This window comes from Paenirhizobium daejeonense (genome assembly GCF_014280875.1).
Classification (GTDB): domain Bacteria; phylum Pseudomonadota; class Alphaproteobacteria; order Rhizobiales; family Rhizobiaceae; genus Allorhizobium; species Allorhizobium daejeonense.
In genome coordinates this window covers 198558-217012 of record NZ_JACLAL010000002.1, presented here as the reverse complement: position 1 = coordinate 217012, position 18455 = coordinate 198558, and the positions used below count along the sequence as shown (strand labels likewise).

General features: G+C 59.6%; 16 protein-coding genes. 9 read left to right on the top strand and 7 right to left on the bottom strand.

All coding sequences use genetic code 11. From position 1 onward, the window contains the following. Positions 1–192 precede the first annotated feature (192 nt). Positions 193–2760 (top strand): methyl-accepting chemotaxis protein, encoded by a 2568-nt coding sequence (locus H4I99_RS04655; RefSeq protein WP_163899569.1) that lies wholly within the window; start codon positions 193–195, stop codon positions 2758–2760. A gap of 43 nt (positions 2761–2803) precedes the next feature. On the opposite strand, the gene moaA is transcribed toward H4I99_RS04655, so the two are convergent. Then, positions 2804–3793, bottom strand: a complete 990-nt coding sequence (moaA, locus tag H4I99_RS04650) for a GTP 3',8-cyclase MoaA (RefSeq protein WP_163899567.1) — start codon at positions 3791–3793, stop codon at positions 2804–2806. Between the two features lie 224 nt (positions 3794–4017). Here moaA and H4I99_RS04645 point away from each other — a divergent pair, with 224 nt between their 5' ends. Beyond that, complete coding sequence (locus H4I99_RS04645) at positions 4018–4380, top strand: gamma-butyrobetaine hydroxylase family protein (RefSeq protein WP_163899566.1); 363 nt, start codon at positions 4018–4020, stop codon at positions 4378–4380. Between the two features lie 28 nt (positions 4381–4408). Here H4I99_RS04645 and H4I99_RS04640 read toward each other — a convergent pair whose 3' ends face one another. Next, positions 4409–4876, bottom strand: a complete 468-nt coding sequence (locus H4I99_RS04640) for a MarR family winged helix-turn-helix transcriptional regulator (RefSeq protein WP_163899563.1) — start codon at positions 4874–4876, stop codon at positions 4409–4411. Positions 4877–4925: 49 nt separating this feature from the next. On the opposite strand from H4I99_RS04640, the gene H4I99_RS04635 reads away from it, so the two are divergent. Both H4I99_RS04635 and H4I99_RS04630 read left to right on the top strand, forming a co-directional pair. Beyond that, entirely contained in the window at positions 4926–5870 is a 945-nt protein-coding gene (locus H4I99_RS04635; protein ID WP_163899562.1) for an alpha/beta hydrolase, read from the top strand. Positions 5871–5924: 54 nt separating this feature from the next. Next, entirely contained in the window at positions 5925–6533 is a 609-nt protein-coding gene (locus H4I99_RS04630) for a pyridoxamine 5'-phosphate oxidase family protein (RefSeq protein WP_163899560.1), read from the top strand. 56 nt (positions 6534–6589) lie between these two features. On the opposite strand, the gene H4I99_RS04625 is transcribed toward H4I99_RS04630, so the two are convergent. The 3 genes from H4I99_RS04625 to fumC form a co-directional block, all read right to left on the bottom strand. Further along, entirely contained in the window at positions 6590–7660 is a 1071-nt protein-coding gene (locus H4I99_RS04625; protein ID WP_163899558.1) for a GGDEF domain-containing protein, read from the bottom strand. 225 nt (positions 7661–7885) lie between these two features. Beyond that, the gene (locus H4I99_RS04620; RefSeq protein WP_163899556.1) at positions 7886–9493 is read right to left on the bottom strand and encodes a fumarate hydratase; all 1608 of its coding nucleotides are present in this window, start codon (positions 9491–9493) and stop codon (positions 7886–7888) included. A gap of 170 nt (positions 9494–9663) precedes the next feature. Beyond that, positions 9664–11052 (bottom strand): class II fumarate hydratase, encoded by a 1389-nt coding sequence (fumC, locus tag H4I99_RS04615; RefSeq protein ID WP_163899554.1) that lies wholly within the window; start codon positions 11050–11052, stop codon positions 9664–9666. Between the two features lie 146 nt (positions 11053–11198). Between fumC and H4I99_RS04610 the strand changes: the two genes are divergently transcribed. Both H4I99_RS04610 and H4I99_RS04605 read left to right on the top strand, forming a co-directional pair. Further along, entirely contained in the window at positions 11199–11570 is a 372-nt protein-coding gene (locus H4I99_RS04610; RefSeq protein WP_163899552.1) for an ArsR/SmtB family transcription factor, read from the top strand. Positions 11571–11928: 358 nt separating this feature from the next. Beyond that, a complete protein-coding gene (locus tag H4I99_RS04605) occupies positions 11929–13767 on the top strand; it encodes a L,D-transpeptidase family protein (RefSeq protein ID WP_163899550.1) in 1839 nt (612 codons plus the stop codon). Between the two features lie 16 nt (positions 13768–13783). Here H4I99_RS04605 and H4I99_RS04600 read toward each other — a convergent pair whose 3' ends face one another. After that, the gene (locus H4I99_RS04600; RefSeq protein WP_163899548.1) at positions 13784–14461 is read right to left on the bottom strand and encodes an HAD family hydrolase; all 678 of its coding nucleotides are present in this window, start codon (positions 14459–14461) and stop codon (positions 13784–13786) included. A gap of 159 nt (positions 14462–14620) precedes the next feature. On the opposite strand from H4I99_RS04600, the gene rpiA reads away from it, so the two are divergent. The 3 genes from rpiA to gor all read left to right on the top strand — a co-directional run bounded on the left by rpiA (position 14621) and on the right by gor (position 17514). Continuing rightward, positions 14621–15319, top strand: coding sequence for a ribose-5-phosphate isomerase RpiA (gene rpiA, locus H4I99_RS04595; RefSeq protein WP_163899546.1), 699 nt, complete (start codon positions 14621–14623; stop codon positions 15317–15319). 18 nt (positions 15320–15337) lie between these two features. Continuing rightward, a complete protein-coding gene (locus H4I99_RS04590; RefSeq protein ID WP_163899544.1) occupies positions 15338–15874 on the top strand; it encodes a DUF2059 domain-containing protein in 537 nt (178 codons plus the stop codon). Between the two features lie 251 nt (positions 15875–16125). After that, positions 16126–17514, top strand: a complete 1389-nt coding sequence (gene gor, locus H4I99_RS04585; protein ID WP_163899542.1) for a glutathione-disulfide reductase — start codon at positions 16126–16128, stop codon at positions 17512–17514. A gap of 48 nt (positions 17515–17562) precedes the next feature. On the opposite strand, the gene H4I99_RS04580 is transcribed toward gor, so the two are convergent. Next, on the bottom strand, positions 17563–18450 hold the full coding sequence (locus tag H4I99_RS04580) for an alpha/beta hydrolase family protein (RefSeq protein ID WP_164490786.1): 888 nt from the start codon (positions 18448–18450) through the stop codon (positions 17563–17565). Between the last annotated feature and the right edge of the window lie 5 nt (positions 18451–18455).

The following is an 18455-nucleotide window of genomic DNA, read 5'->3' as shown; positions in this document are numbered from 1 at the left end:
TTCCGCACAGGAAAACTCTCCGAAGCGCTAAAAACGCCGCGATATCTAAGAAAACAGGGATGAGCTTAACGATTGTTCAAGTTTGTAGCCGGACAGTTTCGCAATCTCCGCTTGTTGCGGAATCGGCCCGCCCCAACGGGCTTCGATGATGATACGCCAGAAGATTTGCCAGAATTCGTTTTCGAGGATCGCATGAGTTTCATTGACCGCCTGCTGCAAAGTCGCCGCATCGTCACGAAGGTGCTTCTCTTCGTCGTGCCGCTTGTCATCCTGATGGCCGGGGTAGGATTGCTCGGTTACCACACGGCAACCATGCTCAACGGCCACATGACGGTGACCCGCGCGACGATCGGCAATATCAGCGATCTCGAAAAGGTGCAGGCAGCGCTGCAGGAATTTACGATTGATCCCTCTGAAGACAGTCGCTCGGCATTGGTCGCTGCGATTTCGGCGGAGGAGAATGGTCTTAGTGTTCTCGACGGCGTATTGGCCGAGCAGGCAGCCAAGGCGGAACTCGGCGATCTCAGGGCGCTTGCCGACAAGATGCGCATACAACTCGACGCGATGTGGGCGAACAAGACCGAGCGTGACAATCTGGACGCTTCGATCGAGGCGAGCCTCGCCGCCATCGAGACCGAAGGCGGGCAGATCAAGAAGCAGGTCGAATTCGTCCGCAAGGAATTCACCGAAAAAGAGCAGTTCGCCAAGGAACTGCTGTTCGACAGCTCGGCTTTCAAGGGGCTGGTCGACAAGCTTGGCAAGATGCGCGCAGGCGTGCAGATGGCGTTTACGCCGACCGAGCAGCTGGATGAGGCGCGGCTATACATGGGCGCCATCGCCAAGGAACTGGCACGTGCCGAATCCATCTCTTCGCCGAAGAGCAAGGCGACGATTGCCGAGGTGGCCGGTGCCGTTACGAAGCTCGATTCCATCCTTGCCGGAAATGAGAGCGATGATGCCAAGGCCCAGGCACTTGGACGCCAGCTTTCGGAACTGGTCAGCATCGAGCAGAAGCTTACCTTGCAGGCCGCCAAGAATACCGATGTTGCCTCCGACCGCTTCGTCGGTCTCGACAAGCTGGTTGCCGACCAGAAGGAACTGATGGAACTGGTCGATACCGCCGCGATCGGCATCGATGCCCTGCGCCTGCATTCGGAGCGCATGCGTGGCGTGGTCGACGATGCTTCCCGGCAGCAGGTTCTTTCCGACCTGAAGGCGCTCTCCGGCGCGGCCAAGCAGATTTCCGCGCTTGGCTCGAAGAACAGCGCATTGCGTGATTTCGCCAAGAAGATCGAACCGCATGTGGCGGCGATCGAAAGCCAGTCGGCATCGCTTCTTGCTCTCGACGAAACCTGGCGGAAGGAGCGGGCGACCGCATCCGAATATGTCTCGAAGGCTATGTCCTCACTGCGCGATTTCGTCAGCCATGCGCAGGAGATCGGCAAGGAAGACAGCGAACGGTCTGCCTCGATTTCCGTCATCGCCATGGTGGTCGGTACGCTGCTTGCGATCGTCGGCGGTCTTATGCTGATCGAGACGTTGCGGGCGCCGCTGAAGCGTATCACCGAAGTCATGACGCGCCTTGCCGGCGGCGATCTCGCTGTGCCGATCGAGGGCCGCAATCGCGGCGACGAAATCGGCGACATGGTGCGTTCCGTCACGGTCTTCCGCGATGCGGCGGTCGAAAACCGCAGGCTCGAGGATGAGGCGGCGAGCGCCAGAACGATGTCCGCGAAGGAAGCCGAGCAGCGTGCCCGCGAGCGCGAACAGGTCGAGGCCGAGCAGCGTTCCGCGCTCGACGCCCTCTCGGAAGTGCTGGAGGCGCTGGCGGCTGGCAATCTCGAAGCCACGATGCGCGACAATCTCCCCGGCGATTTCGTCGCCATGGCTGAGACCTACAACCACGCAGTCGAGGCGCTCAGGGCAACCCTTGCCGATGTCCGCTCCACCAGTGTTGATATCGATGCCGGCACTGGCAATCTAGCGGTTTCCGCCGACGATCTTGCCCGCCGCACCGAACAGCAGGCGGCGGCGCTCGAGGAGAGCGCGCGGGCTCTGGCGCATCTCAGCGATGTGGTGCGCTCAACGGCGGACGGTGCAGGCCGTACCGCGCAGTCGGTCCATCTGGCGCGCGACCATGCTCGTCAGTCGGGTGTGGTCGTCACGCATGCCGTGGAAGCCATGGCCGAAATCAGCCGTTCGTCGGAAAAGATCTCGACGATCATCGGCGTCATCGACGAAATCGCCTTCCAGACCAACCTCCTTGCACTCAATGCCGGTGTCGAGGCAGCAAGGGCAGGCGAGGCGGGGCGTGGCTTTGCCGTGGTTGCCCAGGAGGTTCGCGAACTTGCCCAGCGTTGCGCAAGCGCCGCCAAGGAAATCAAGGGGCTGATTTCGGTCAGTTCCGGTCAGGTGAAGTCGGGTGTTGCTCTCGTCGAGCAGACGGGCGAGGCTCTGCAGGCTATCATCGATCAGGTCGAGGAAGTGCAGACACTTGTCGAGAGCATTTCGTCGGCTACGCGCGAACAGTCGACCGGTATCAGCGAAGTGACCAAGGCCGTCAAGGATGTGGAACTCATCACCCAGCGCAACGCCGCGATGGTGGAAGAGAACAATGCCGAAATCCAGGGCCTTCGCCACCGCGTGGAAGTGCTGATGGCGAAGATCGACCAGTTCAAGACCCGCGACCTCGCCAGCCAGCATAAGCTCGGTGCAAACGAGCGACGCCATGAGGACGTAGCGATGCGGCGGAGCGCCTGAGGGCAGGGGCAAAACCGGCGCCAGATGCTGAATTCCAAAATGTTCAGCCGCCGGTGACGCTCATATGGCGGGCCACGGCCGGACGGCGGTGGTCTCGGTCGATGATGAAGTCATGACCCTTGGGCTTCCGGCCGATGGCCTCATCGATAGCCGCGGAAAGCAGGGCGTCGTCAGGCGAGGCCCGCAAGGCGGTCCTGAGGTCGGCAGCATCGTTCTGGCCGAGGCACATGTAGAGTGTGCCGGTGCAGGTCACTCGCACCCGGTTGCAGCTCTCGCAGAAATTATGGGTCAGCGGCGTTATGAAGCCCAGACGCCCGCCGGTTTCCGCCACATCGACGTAGCGTGCCGGGCCACCGGTCGAAAGCGGAATGTCGGTCATAGTGAAATTCTGTGACAGACGCTCGCGCACGGTGGAAAGCGGCAAGTACTGGTCGGTACGATCTTCGTCCGTTTCACCCATCGGCATGGTCTCGATCAGGGTGAGCTCCATGTCATTCTCATGGGCGTAACGCAGGAGGTCCGGGATCTCGTGCTCGTTGAAATCCTTGAGCGCGACAGCGTTGAGCTTGACCCGGATGCCGGCGCGCTGCGCGGCGGCGATGCCTTCCATGACCTTTCCTATATCGCCCCAGCGGGTGATCGCATGGAACTTGTCGGGATCAAGGGTGTCGAGCGACACGTTGATGCGGCGAACGCCACATTCAGCTAGCTCGTCGGCAAAGCGGGCAAGCTGCGATCCATTCGTTGTCAGCGTCAGTTCGTCGAGCGCGCCCGATTGAAGATGGCGAGAAAGGCTTCTGACGAGGAACATGATGTTCTTTCGCACAAGCGGCTCCCCGCCCGTCAGACGGAGCTTACGTACGCCCTTGGCGATGAAGGCGGAACAGAGCCGGTCGAGTTCCTCGAGCGTAAGCAGGTCCTTTTTCGGCAGGAAGGTCATGTTTTCCGCCATGCAATAGGTGCAGCGGAAGTCGCAGCGGTCTGTCACCGACACACGCATATACGTCACGGCCCGGCCGAACGGGTCGATCATGGGGGCGCTGCTGCCAACCAAAGCCGATGCGCCTGGCCATGGACCTGCTTTGAAATTCAAAGGAACCTCCCGGTTTCTTGGATATTACCGGTTTTCCCTAATAGGATGGGGATTTCAGGGATTTGCGTCAAGCTATACTGAGGGTTGGTGGTGATCAAAATATCTTGCACTGCACGACCGCGACGCCTAACTGTCTGTCCGGAATCCGGTGGTGGAGCATGACGATGAGCGAAGTCTGGCCAAGCGAACTCAAGGTCTCGAGGGATCGCAGGCAGTTGACAGTGACCTTCAATGACGGGACAAAAGCCGTCCTGCCGGCGGAAATGTTGCGTGTGCTTTCGCCTTCCGCAGAGGTTCAGGGGCACGCCCCCGACCAGAAGGTCACGGTGCCGGGCAAGCGAAACGTCGCCATTTCCGATATGGTCCAGACCGGCAATTACGCCGTCCGGATCCGCTTCGACGATGGTCATGACACCGGCATCTTCACCTGGAGCTATCTGCACGAACTCGGGCTGATCGGTGGAGAGAAGTTTGCCGAATATGAAGGTGAACTTGCCGCCAAGGGCTTAAGCCGCGATCCCCGCTGAGGGCTGGCGGATCCAGTGAAACGGCCGGCTATGCGTCGACGACGCCTTGCTGCTGAAGCCGGGCGATTAGTTTTTCCATGTTATCGGCCATGGCGAGGCAGTCCTCGATCGGCGTCGCCGATAGAGTTTTCTCAATGATATCCGTCTGGATGACCATGGCCCGGCTGGTCAGTTCGCGCCCCGCTTCGGTCAGGTAGAGCCGTAGCACTCTCTTGTCTTTCGGGTCGGGCCTGCGCTCCAGAAGGCCGCGCTTTTCCATTTGCGGCAGCAGCATGCTCATGTTGGAGCGTCCGACTAGCAGCTTGCGGGCCAGTTCCTGCTGCGAAATGCCTTCGAAGCGAAAGAGATTGACCAGTATGTCGAGGTGCGGCGGCTTGATATCGAGATCGACCAGCGCCCGCGTCAGGGCCTGCTGCATCAACTGGCAGGCCCGACCCACTGCGATCCAGCTCTTGAAACGAGGATGATCCCAGGGCAAGACTTGATTTTTGTTCATCGTTGTACTTTATTGTTCATGATTGAACGTTATAGCGGATATTCAGACTATGCCATCCTTTGCCATCAAGGTCACCCGTGCCGGCTTCTCTGTGCTTGGACGTGTCTCCCCGGATATCGCCGCGAAGCTGGCTTTCCGGCTCTTCTGCGTGACGCCTTCGAGGAAGCCGAAGGGCGACAAGGCAAAGGCGGTGTTTGCCGCTGGGGAGCAACGGCTTTCCCTGGCGGAGAGGATCACGCTTCCGACCAGCAGCGGTTTCGTCTGTGCCTACCGGTTGTCTTCACGAGAATCGGCGCCGCGGCGGGTGCTCGTGGTACATGGATGGGGCGCGCGGGTGGAATACCTGATGGACATCGCTTCCGGACTTCAGGCGAGCGGTGCGGAAGTGGTTCTGCTGGATCTGCCCGGTCACGGGCGTTCGTCGGGCCGGCTTCTCGATATGCGGCGCGCGGCGGAGGCGATTGTTGCGGCGCAGGCGCAGTTCGGGCCGTTCGACGGAGCCGTCGGACATTCCTTCGGCGGAGCGAGCCTGATGACGGCGTCGGGCGGAATCTTTGGCTGCGTTCCGGCCTTTCGAGCCGGGCGGATGGTGCTGATCGGTTCTCCGTCGCGAATAACTGACGTCATGCGTGATTTCGCGGATCTCGTCGGGCTTGGGAGCGCGGTGCGCGAACGTGTCGCTACATATTCGGAAACCATGACCGGAGCTCCGGTCGATGCTTATGACGCCGTTCCGATTGCGCGACGTATCGATCGACCGCTCCTCGTCATTCATGCGGAGGACGACAAGGAAGTGCGGGCGGACCATGCCAAGCGCTATCTCGGCATTTCGGATAAGGTGCAGCATCTCTGGGCGAACGGTTACGGCCATCGGCGTATCGTCAGCGCCCCGGAGGTGATCGCCGCGACCAGCCAGTTTCTCTGCGGCTCCGAAGCTTCCCTTTCAATGGTCGAGACGTCGCCCGGACCACTTCGCGAGGTGTCATCAATCTGATACGAAACGGACCTAGTGCGAGAAGCCATATGACAGGCTGTCCCGGGAGGTTCCATGTGCATCATTCGCAGTCCTGACGAGCTGAAAAAGATCTATGACGGCGTGTCCGAGGCGTCGGTTGCCAAGGTTACGGCGAGCCTCACCGCGGAATATCGCCGGATGATCGAGATCGCTCCTTTCGTGGCGTTTGCGACGTCCGGGCCGGAGGGCCTCGATTGCTCTCCACGGGGCGACCGTGGTTCGGTGGTGCGAGTTGAGGATGACAAGACGCTCGCTCTGCCTGATTGGCGCGGCAATAACCGCATCGATTCGCTGCTCAATATCGTCCGGGATCCGCGCGTTGCGCTGATGTTCCTCATTCCCGGCTCGAACACGGCAATCCGGGTCAACGGGCAGGCGGTGATCTCCGTCGACGAGGCTTTGCTGCAAAGCTTCCAGATGGACGGAAAACATCCGCGCACGGTGGTGCTGGTGACTATTGATGAGGTCTATTTCCAGTGCGCGCGGGCAATCATGCGTGCCGATCTCTGGAACCCCGAGAGCTTTGTCGATCCGAAGAGCCTGCCGACACCCGGTGACTTGCTGAAGGCGGCGAAGGCCGATTTCGACAAGGAAACCTATGATCGGGAATGGCCGGCGCGCGCAGCAAAGACCATGTGGTAGCCGCATTGGTAAGGCAGGCGCGCGCCGTCGCGCCGCGCGGGACTAACGGACGCTGCCTACCGTTTGTAGATCAACCAGCTTTTGGTGAAATCCTTCTTCATGCCGTCCTCGTAATATTTGGTGCGGTTACGACCGGCATTCTTGGCGCAATAGAGTGCGATATCGGATTTCGCGTATAGTTCGCCCGGGTCTTCGGCTTCGCCCGACATGCAAAATCCGAGCGACATGGTGATCGGGCCGTAGTTGATCCCGGTCTTTGAATTCTTGAAGGGCGTGGTTTCGAGTGCGTTGCGCACGCGCTCGCACATCTGGTTGACCTCTTCCGCGGTGTTGCCATCGATAATGATCGCGAATTCCTCGCCACCGGTGCGGGCTACGAAACAGTCCTTGCGGACGTTCGAGCGGATCACGGTCGCAACCGTTGCGAGGATCTTGTCGCCCACGGGGTGGCCGTAGGTGTCGTTGATCTTCTTGAAGTTGTCGATATCAGCCAGCACCAGGGCCGTCAGCGGGCTGTTGGATGAGGTATCGTAGATCGAAGCCAGGCGCTCATCGAAGGCGCGGCGGTTGGCAATCCGCGTAAGGGAGTCGGTATTGGCGATGCGCTTGTATTCATCCAGTTCCTTGCGGACCTGATCCATCTCCTGAGATTTCTGGCTGAATTTCTCGACCGTCTGTTCCCCGTGCGCCATCGTGTCGCCAGTGGCCTCGGTCAGGATCGAGATTGCGCTTCTAAGGATGTCCGCGCTGGTGCTGCTCTTGGAGTTTATGCGGGTATAGGTCTCGCCCAGCAGTTTGTTATAGCTTTCGAGGGAGTTCTGCTCCTGCTTCAGAAGGCGCAGCAGGCCATCGAGTTCGGTAACGATCCTCGAATGTGCCGTCTCGATGACCCGGCTTTGATGGTGATTGCCGAAATACTGCTGACCCAGCGCATCCAATTCGTCCTGGGTGGCGCGATTGCCAAGGGCTGCCAGTTCGCGGGTCAGAGAAGGGTTCGAGCCGATATAAGCTTCGTAGAAAAGCTCATAATTACGGGGGATGGGCGCTACACCCATCGTCCGCATGGCATATGTGATTTGCGCCGCAACGTCGGGAACCTGTCCCTTGGGCGTCGTTGCCGTGCTCATCGGCGAACTCCAGTTGATGTCTTTGGATTTGTCATCCCCAATACATTGTTGAACTAAAATTGTTTGAAAAGTTTTAACATCCGCTACCCCAATACTTGTTGGTCAGATTTCGTGCTGCGCTGCGAAATCCGTTTTCATCCTTTGGTTTTCAAAGGGTTACTAGGGACAGCTGGAGGATGCGGCACTGCAGTGCCGCATCCTTTTGCTTAATGGTAACGTTGAACGTCAGCCGAGGTTGAACTCCTGGAAGAAGTCGTTGCCCTTGTCGTCGGTGACGATGAAGGCGGGGAAATCCTCGACCTCGATCTTCCAGACTGCTTCCATACCGAGCTCCGGGTATTCGAGCACTTCCACCTTCTTGATACAGTCCTGGGCAAGACGGGCGGCCGGACCGCCGATCGAGCCAAGATAGAAGCCGCCATGCTTCTTGCATGCTTCGCGAACGGCACGCGACCGGTTGCCCTTGGCGAGCATGACCATGGAGCCGCCGAAGGACTGGAACTGGTCGACATAGCTGTCCATGCGACCGGCCGTCGTCGGACCGAAAGAGCCGGAGGCATAACCGGTCGGGGTCTTGGCCGGGCCGGCATAGTAGACCGGATGGTTCTTCATGTAGTCCGGCATGCCTTCGCCCTTTTCCAGCCGTTCGCGAATCTTGGAGTGGGCGAGGTCGCGGGCGACGATGATGGTGCCGGTCAACGAAAGGCGCGTCTTGACCGGATGCTTGGTCAGTTCGGCCAGGATGTCGCTCATCGGCTTGTTGAGATCGATCCTTACCACAGAAGAGGAAAGGGCCGTTTCGTCGATTTCCGGCATGTACTTCGACGGATCGGTCTCGAGCTGTTCGATGTAGATACCGTCTTTGGTGATCTTTCCGACCGCTTGGCGGTCGGCGGAACAGGATACGCCGAGGCCGATGGGCAGGGACGCGCCGTGACGCGGCAGGCGAATGACGCGGACGTCATGACAGAAATATTTACCGCCGAACTGTGCTCCAACCCCCATTTGCTGGGTAAGCTTGTGGATTTCCTTCTCCATCTCCAGATCGCGGAAGGCATGGGCGCTTTCCGAGCCTTCGGTCGGCAGGCTGTCGAGATAGCGGGCGGAGGCGAGCTTGACCGTTTTCAGGTTCATCTCCGCCGACAGGCCGCCGATAACGATGGCCAGATGGTAGGGGGGACAGGCTGCCGTGCCGAGGGTGAGGATCTTTTCCTTGAGGAAGTCGATCATGCGGTCATGGGTCAGCAGGGAAGGCGTGCCCTGATAAAGGAAGGTCTTGTTGGCTGAGCCACCGCCCTTGGCCATGAACAGGAACTTGTAGGCATCATCGCCTTCCTCGTAGATATCGATCTGCGCCGGCAGGTTGGTCTTGGTGTTCTTTTCCTCGAACATCTTGATGGGGGCGAGCTGCGAGTAACGCAGGTTCTTCTTCTCGTAGGCGTCGCGCACGCCGGCGGCCAGCGCTTCGTAGTCGCCGCCTTCTGTCCACACTCGACGGCCCTTCTTGGCCATCACGATCGCGGTGCCTGTATCCTGGCACATCGGCAGGATCCCGCCGGCTGCGATGTTGGCATTCTTCAGGAGGTCATAAGCAACGAAACGGTCGTTGTCGGTTGCCTCGGGATCTTCGAGGATCGAGGCGAGCTGCTTCAGGTGGCCCGGGCGAAGAAGATGGTTGATGTCGGCAAGCGCGGTCTCCGCGAGGAGGCGCAGGCCCTCCGGCTCAACGATCAGGATTTCCTTGCCATTGAAGGTGGTCGTGGAAACATAGTCGGACGTGATCTTGCGGTAGGGAGTGGTATCTTCGCCGAGCGGGAAAAGATCGTCAGCCATTGCGGAGCCTTTCTGGACGATGTGCGGAAGCGTATTTCGCACGCCGGTCTAGTCCCGGAAGGCCTGTTTTGCAATGGTTCTAAAGTCGTTCGATGACCGGCGAAAACCTGACTTTTTAGTCACGGTTTTCGCCGGGTAACGCGTTCTGCGGGTCGCTCAGGACCTCTTCATCATTTCGGGCCGATCATCAGTTCCGGCCGCACCAGTTCGTCGAATTCCTCGTTGGTGAGGTAACCGCCGCCGACGGCTTCCTGTCGAAGCGTCGTGCCGTTCTTGTGGGCCGTCTTGGCGATCTTGGCGCAGGTGTCGTAGCCGAGGCGGGTGTTCAGCGCCGTCACCAGCATCAGCGAGTTTTCCACGCCGCGCTTGATGTTGTCCTCGCGCGCCTCGATGCCAACGACGCAATTGTCGGTGAAGGAACGTGCGGCATCACCCAGCAACTGGGTTGATTGCAGGAAATTGTAGGCCATCATCGGGTTGTAGACATTGAGTTCGAAATGGCCTTGGCTGCCGGCGAAGGTAATAGCCGCATTGTTGCCGAAGATGTGGGCGCAGACCTGTGTGAGCGCCTCCGACTGGGTCGGGTTGACCTTGCCCGGCATGATCGAGGAGCCCGGCTCGTTTTCCGGCAGGGAGAGTTCGCCGAGGCCGGCGCGTGGGCCAGAGCCGAGGAAACGGATATCGTTCGCGATCTTGAAGAGGGCGGCGGCGGCGGCATTGATCGCGCCATGGGCGAAGACCATCGCGTCATGAGCCGCCAGCGCTTCGAACTTGTTCGGCGCCGTGACGAAGGGCAGGTCGGTGATCTTCGCGATCTCATCCGCCACCTTTTCCGCAAAGCCTACCGGCGCATTGAGGCCGGTACCGACGGCGGTGCCGCCTTGGGCGAGTTCGTAAAGGCCCGGCAGGGTCAATTCGATGCGCTTGATGGCAGATGCGACCTGAGCGGCATAACCAGAGAATTCTTGGCCGAGGGTAAGCGGCGTGGCGTCCTGGGTGTGGGTGCGGCCGATCTTGATGATATGCGCGAATGCCTTCGATTTTGCATCGAGCGCTTCGTGCAGGTGCTTGAGGCCGGGGATCAGGTGGTGAACGATCTGCTCCGCGCAGGCGATGTGCATGGCAGTCGGATAGGTGTCGTTCGACGACTGGCTCATGTTGACATGGTCGTTCGGATGGATCGGCTTCTTAGAGCCCATCACGCCGCCCAGCATTTCGATAGCGCGGTTGGAGATCACCTCATTGGCATTCATGTTCGACTGTGTGCCGGAACCTGTCTGCCAGACTACCAGAGGGAAATGATCATTGAGCTTGCCGTCGATAACCTCCTGCGCGGCTTTTACGATCGGGTCGCCGAGAGTGGGGTCAAGATGGCCGAGTGCCATGTTGGCGCGAGCTGCTGCCTGCTTGACGATGCCGAGCGCGCGGACTACCGAAAGCGGCTGCTTTTCCCAGCCGATCTTGAAGTTGCCGCGGGAACGTTCCGCTTGGGCGCCCCAGTAACGGTCGCTTGCAACTTCGATCGGTCCGAAAGTATCGCTTTCTGTGCGGGTATTCATTTTTCCTGCTCCGGATTGATTCAAAAGGTTCCGCCACATTAGGAGGATGTGGTCGGGACGCAATCGAATAGCATTTACATGATTATAATTGTCAAGTTATCGGCTCGTTCATGTGAGATGAGCCCGTTTTAGAAATGTGAAAGTCCATGCCTTCTGGAAACCCGGATTTCAAACCCGTTCTCGCGGCGCTATCCGCCCTCGGCCACGAGGGGCGTCTTTCGATCATTCGCTTGCTGGCGCGACACGCGCCCGCCGGACTCAACGCTGGCGATATCGGTGAACGCCTCGGAATTCGCGCCAACACGCTGTCGACAAATCTGACCGTGCTCACAAATGCCGGACTGATTTCCGGACAGAGAGCGGGGAGACACATCCGTTACAGGGTGGAGGCGCCGCTGCTGCGCCAGGTTGCCGTATCCCTGATGAAGGATTGTTGCAGGGCCTCACCGGAGATGAGATGCCCTGTCTTCGAGGACACTGCGAACCGTATTCAGGCTGGCGGTCCGGCTGTCTCCTGAAAAGAAAGACCTCAGCAATGGCTCCCGGCGTTTGGCCGGGGAGAACGCATCATGCGCTGCGTGGCATATTTGGCACTGACGACGGTGAATTCGCATTTGCGAAATTGGGAAGATCGCGCGTGTGGTCAACTTCATGTGATCAGTAAATGGAAAATTAACGAATATTTTCACTTACTTTGTGTCGAATGCGACAGACATTTCCGGTCAGATGAAACCCAATCCGATAAGCGAGTCGGTCGCGTTCTTAAGCAGTCACAACTTTTCAATATGGTGCTGATCAGCTAGTGATCCGCGCCTAGTGGGTCGGCTGTACCCCCGAGCCGGCTTGTCACGAACCCATATCGGGAACGAGAGCGAAATGACGAGATACAACATGATCGCGGCAACGGCAGTGCTGGCCGCGGTGACGGGCTTCACCGCCTTTCCACATTCCGCCAATGCAGCGACGCTTCTGGATCTTCTGCGCGGCGGTCCGGCCAAGAACAAGCCGGCGGCGAATTCCGTCATCGAGCCACAGGCCAACGGCGGCCTGGAGATGGGCGATCCGGAACCTCTGCCGAAGATCACCGGTCCGCGCTACTACACCTACAAGGCCGAAGCGACGCGTGCGATCGCCATTCCCGCGTCTGCCGGCGGCGCGGATACCGCAGCAACCCGCGGTCCCCGCGACTTCCTGTCTTCGGTCAAGGTGAATGCAACGGCGGATGTGGCTGCGGTCGTCGAAGACTACTATAAGTCCGGCAAGCCCTTGATCTGGATCTCCGAGACGGGCGTCACGGATCAGGCCCGCGCTGCCATGACCGCACTGGCTGCCGCCGATGTAGCGGGCCTCGACCCCGCAGACTACGCCGTCGCTTTGCCGTCGGATGCGAGCGATGCGGCCGACCCGGACAAAGTCACAAAGGAACTTGCCCGGTTTGAACTGGCGCTTTCGGCCAAGGTTCTGGCGTATGTGAACGACACGGTGCGCGGCCGTATCGATCCGAACAAGCTTTCGGGTTACCACGACTTCAAACGCAAGTCGGTCAACCTGGCACCGGTCCTCAACATGGCCCGTCTCAGCCCCGACGTCGGCGCTTATATTCGCAGCCGCGATCCGGATAACGCCCAGTTCACCGCAATGAAGGCCGAACTGGCCCGCCTGAAGGCGGAAGACGGTCAGGCGGGAGGCGTGACTGTTAGGATTGCACCGGACACACTGTTGAAGCCCGGCCAGAGCAATCCCGAACTCGCCAATATCCTCGCCGTCATCAAGACGCAGGCGTCCGACGCGCTCAAGGCGCAGCATGGCGCTGTGCTTGAAGGCTATGCCGGCACGCCGGAATATACGCCGGAGTTGGTTGCTCTGGTCGAAGCCTTCCAGCAGGAAAAGGGCCTGAAGCCTGACGGTGTGATCGGTCGTGCGACCATTCGGGCGCTGACCGGCCATAGCAACGCGGAGAAGATCGAAAAACTGCTTGTGGCGATGGAAGAGATCCGTTGGCTGCCGGCCGATTTCGGCCAGCGCTACGTCTTCATCAATCAGCCCGCGTATATGGCCTATTATTACAATGAAGGCCGTGAGCAGCTGTCGATGCGGGTCGTGGTCGGCTCCAAGTCCAACCAGACCTATTTCTTCCAGGACATGATCCAGACCGTCGAGTTCAACCCCTACTGGGGCGTGCCGAAGTCGATCATCGTCAACGAGATGTTGCCCAAGCTTCGGCAGGATCCGGCATACCTCGATCGTCTTGGCTATCAGGTGAGCTATAATGGTCGCACGGTTTCTTCGACTGCGGTGAACTGGAACACGACCCATTCCGTTGATGTTCGACAGCCGCCGGGTGGCGACAATGCGCTGGGCGAACTCAAGATCCTCTTCCCGAACGCGCATGCGATCTACATGCACGACACACCGTCGAAGAGCTTCTTCAAACGGGACATGCGGGCACTCAGCCATGGTTGCGTGCGTCTTGCCGAGCCTAGGGAGATGGCGGCTGCCGTTATGGGGACGACCGTCGGTGAAATCGGCAAGCAGATCGCCTCCGGCCAGAATCGCGCCGTTCAGGTGCCGCAGAAAATCCCGGTCTACGTGGCCTACTTTACGGCATGGCCGAACAAGAACGGCGTGGTTGAATATTTCGATGACGTCTATGGCCGCGATTCGGCCACACAGAAGGCCTTTGCGATAACGAGCGACGCGCGTAGCCGCTCTTGAAAGTAGGGTGAACTGCTCAGCGATTGCTGAGCAGTTCACCGATCAATGCGGCATCCAGCTCATCGAAATGTCTGATGAGCCGGTCGGCGCCAAGATTTTCGATCGGTTCGTGCGAATAGCCGAATGGAACGGCGATCGAGGGGATGGACGCATTACGCGCCGCCAGAATATCGTTGTCGCTGTCGCCGACCATGACGGCCAGCCGCGGATCGCCGCCAGCCCGTTCGATCGTGCTGGTCAGGTGACCTGGATCCGGTTTCCTGACAGCAAACGTATCTCCGCCGGCAATCGCCTTGAAATACCTGGTCATGTCCAGCTTCTCGATGAGCGGCAGGGCAAGCGCTTCCATCTTGTTGGTGCAGACAGCGAGATTGAAGCCCGCGTCGGTCAATCGGTCCAGCGCTGCCAGCAGTCCAGGGAAGGGACGGCTTTCACCCGGCATGTTGCTCTTGTAGTGCTCGATGAAGCGGTCGAGCAGAGCGGGCAGTTCGTCATCGGAGAGCGGTGCGCCACGTAGTGCAAATGCCCTTGCGATCATGACGCGGGCACCCTGTCCCACGAGATGGGTGAGGTCCGCATAAGTCACCGGCTCGAGATCCGCGACTTCGATCGTGTGGTTCAGACTCTGGACTAGATCCGGGGCGGTGTCGATAAGGGTGCCGTCGAGATCGAAGACGATGGTGGGGGCTGTCAAAGGCTGGGCTCCATCCTGCGTGACTGGCTATTTTCCTCCCTGCGGTTAGGCGAAAGCCTGACAAAAGGCAACCGCTACACCGGTATCGGAAAGGGGCTTTCGTTCGGGCTATGAGCCGTGTAAACAGCACTCGACGCAACATGTAGGAGTTTTTGGCGCATGGACGCCCGCGAGATGAAGATCAAGGCCGCAGCTGCGGCTCTGGAGCACGTCGAGGACGGTATGCGCCTCGGTATCGGCACCGGTTCTACCGCGGAGGAATTCGTCCGTCTGCTCGCTGAAAAGGTTGCCGGCGGCCTCAAGGTCGAAGGCGTTCCGACGTCCGAGCGCACCGCGCGGCTCTGTGTCGAGCTCGGCGTGCCGCTGAAATCGCTTGATGAACTTCCCGAGCTCGATCTTACCATCGACGGAGCAGACGAGGTCGACGCAGGCCTCCGGCTGGTCAAGGGCGGTGGCGGTGCTTTGCTGCGCGAAAAGATCGTCGCGGCTGCTTCGTCGCGGATGATCGTGATCGCCGACGAAAGTAAGGTGGTCGACGTGCTCGGTCGCTTTCCGTTGCCGATCGAGATCAATTCCTTCGGTCAGGTCGCGACCCGGATTGCCATCGAAAAGCTCGCTTCCCGCCTTGGTCTTTCTGGGGAGTTGCGCATGCGAATGTCGGACGACGGGGTATTCGCCACGGACGGTGGACATCTTATTCTCGACGCATCTTTTGGCCGCATTCCTGATGCAGAGGCCTTGGCAAGTGCGCTGAACACAATCCCCGGTGTGGTCGAACACGGACTATTCATCAACTTGGCCTCGCTTGCCATCATCGCCGGTCCGGCGGGTGCGCGGGTGATGGGCGCAAAGAACTAAACAGGAGCTGTGAATTTCATGATCAAGTTTTCGGGTCTGAGCCGTGTCACCTCGGTCGCGCTCATTGCCGGCAGCATGATGCTGGCCGCTTCCGCCAAGGCACAGGAAGTGCCGGCAGAACACTTGCAGGCCGCACGCGCAGCCATCTCTTCACTCGGCGTCACCAACCGTTTCGACAACATCCTGCCGAACATCATGGATCGTCTGGTAGCGCAGCTTATTCAGGCCTATCCTAACCTTCAGGATGAGATTTCCAAAAAGGTCGAGGAAGAAGCGCTGAAGATCGCGCCGCGCCGCGCCGATCTGGAGAATGAAGCTGCTCTCGTCTATGCGAAGGCCTTCACCGTCGATGAGCTCAAGGCGATCACTGCTTTCTATTCGAGCGATGCCGGTAAGAAGTTGCTGAAGGATGGGCCGATTGCTACTCGTGAACTGCTGAAGGCTGCCGATATCTGGACCTCCGGCGTTGCCCGCGATCTGGAGAAGCAGACCAACGAAGCGCTTCTGAAAGAGGTCGGCGGCGCAGAGGCTCCGGCAGACGCGCCAAAGCAGTAAATTGCGAAATCAATTTTCAAGGAAAGGCCCGGATTGCATTCGGGCCTTTCTTTTTGCGGTTGCGTTGCTTCGTACCCGTTTCAAATGCTGCCGCAGCACTCTATATCGGGGCGATCCGCTGGCGCATCGGCCGGACAACTGAAATCGTTTTCCGAAAGCAGGATGCGCAGCTTCAAGAAGTGGGACGTCCTTCACCCGTCCGAACGGACGCATGGCGTGCTCTGGAACGAGATTGCAAGGAGAGCTTTTCTATGTCGAATTTCGATTATGACCTGTTCGTGATCGGCGGTGGTTCGGGCGGTGTCCGCAGCGGGAGGCTCGCCGCTTCGCTGGGCAAGAAAGTGGGGATCGCCGAGGAATATCGTTTCGGCGGTACCTGCGTCATTCGAGGTTGCGTACCCAAGAAGCTCTTCGTCTATGCCTCGCAGTATCATGAGCATTTCGAAGATGCCGCCGGTTTTGGGTGGACGGTGGGCGAAAGCCGCTTTGACTGGAAGACCCTGATCGCCGCTAAGGATAAGGAGATCGATCGGCTAGAAGGGCTCTATCGCAAGGGCCTCGAAAACGCCGGAGCGGAAATCCTCGAAACCCGCGCCGAACTTGTCGGTCCGAACAGCGTGCGCCTTACGAAGAGCGGCAAGGTCGTGACCGCTGAGAAGATCATCGTCGCTGTCGGCGGAGCGCCCAATCCGCATGACGCCTTGCCGGGGCACGAGCTGTGCATTTCGTCCAACGAAGCGTTTCATTTGCCGGAATTGCCGGGATCCATCGTGATTGCCGGCGGCGGTTATATCGCCGTCGAATTCGCCAACATCTTCCACGGTCTCGGTGTGGAGACGACGCTGATCTATCGCGGTGCCGAGATCCTCAGTCGCTTCGATCACGATCTGCGCCGCGGTCTGCATGAAGCCATGGAGCAGAAGGGCATCCGCATCATTCTCCATGACCATTTCGTTTCCGTCGCGAAGACGGCTGACGGACGCCTTGCTGCGGAAACGAAGAGCAACGGCACGCTTGTTGCGGATCAGGTCATGCTGGCGCTCGGTCGCGATCCCTATACCAAGGGTCTGGGACTCGAAGCCGCAGGTGTCACCACCAACGAGCGGGGCGCCATCATCGTCGACCAGTATTCTCGCACCAACGTGCCGAGCATCTTCGCACTTGGCGATGTCACCGACAGGGTGCAGCTGACGCCGGTGGCGATCCATGAGGCCATGTGCTTCATCGAGACCGAGTACAAGAACAACCCGACCTCGCCGGATCACGACCTGATCGCGACTGCGGTCTTCTCCCAGCCGGAGATCGGTACGGTCGGCCTTTCGGAAGAGGCGGCTGCGAAGAAGTTCGAGGAAATCGAAGTTTACCGCGCCCAGTTCCGGCCGATGAAGGCGACGCTTTCAGGTCGCGCGGAGAAGACGGTGATGAAGCTGATCGTCAATGCCGCGGACCGCAAGGTGGTCGGTGCCCATATCCTCGGTCACGACGCCGGCGAAATGGCACAGCTTCTCGGCATCACGCTGAAGGCCGGCTGCACCAAGGATGATTTCGACCGGACCATGGCCGTGCATCCGACGGCCGCCGAGGAACTGGTGACGATGTATAATCCGAGCTATCGGGTCAGGAACGGCGAGCGCGTCTGAGCGCGCGGTTTCCGGAATGCTCCCGAGGTCCGCTCTCGCTGGCGGACCTCATGACGCCAGCGCCGCGTTTCTCTCCGTTGCGCCGTTGAGCCAGTGGATGGCCGGTTCCCAGAGGTTTTCCCGGAATGTCGGCCGGAAAAAGCCAAGATGGCCGATTGTCTGGCCGGGTGGCGGGGCGACACGGCGACGTTCGACCGGCGCGTTGACATAGCCCTTCAGTATCGCTTCCTGCGCGCGCGGCGTTGCCCAAGGATCGTCCTCGACGCTGATCGATAGGATCGGTGTGTGGACTTCGGCGAAGCGTTTTGCCGCATCCATGGCGGGATCGGCGAAGAAATAATCCGCAGATCGGCCCCATCTCGCCCATTGGCGGAAGACCGTTCCGGGCAGGGTTTCTCCAAGGCCTACCCAGCCCGGGACGCTGCCGGTCAGCATGGCAAGCGGCACGCCGATCAGGTTCATGGCTGCAAAGACCTTCAAGGGCTCATCCGTAAAGCGCCAGTGGCCCGACATGACGGCGACCATCATATAGCGTTCGAACCTTTCCGATCGGCCACAGAGACCGAGAGCCTGGCCGCCGAAGGATTGGCCTATGCCGACCATCGGATTGCCGGGTGCCTGACGTTCCAACCGGTCAACTGCTGCCGGCATGTCCTTTTCCGCCCAATCCGCCATGCGTGGCAGGGCGGTCCAGTTCGGCGGCACCTGGGAAGCGGATACGCCGCGATAGTCGTAGGTCAGCACTGCGCGGTAGCCGTGGGAAGCGACGAGATGCTGGGCGAAGCGTGCATAAATGGTGCGCGGTACCGCGGCGGCCGATGAGATCAGGGCGAGGGGGCCATCGCCCGCGCCTTCGAAGAGCGTACCGGCGAGCGGAAACCCGTCGGCTGCCTCAAAGACGATATCACTACGTTCGATATCCGTATCCCGCTGCATCGACC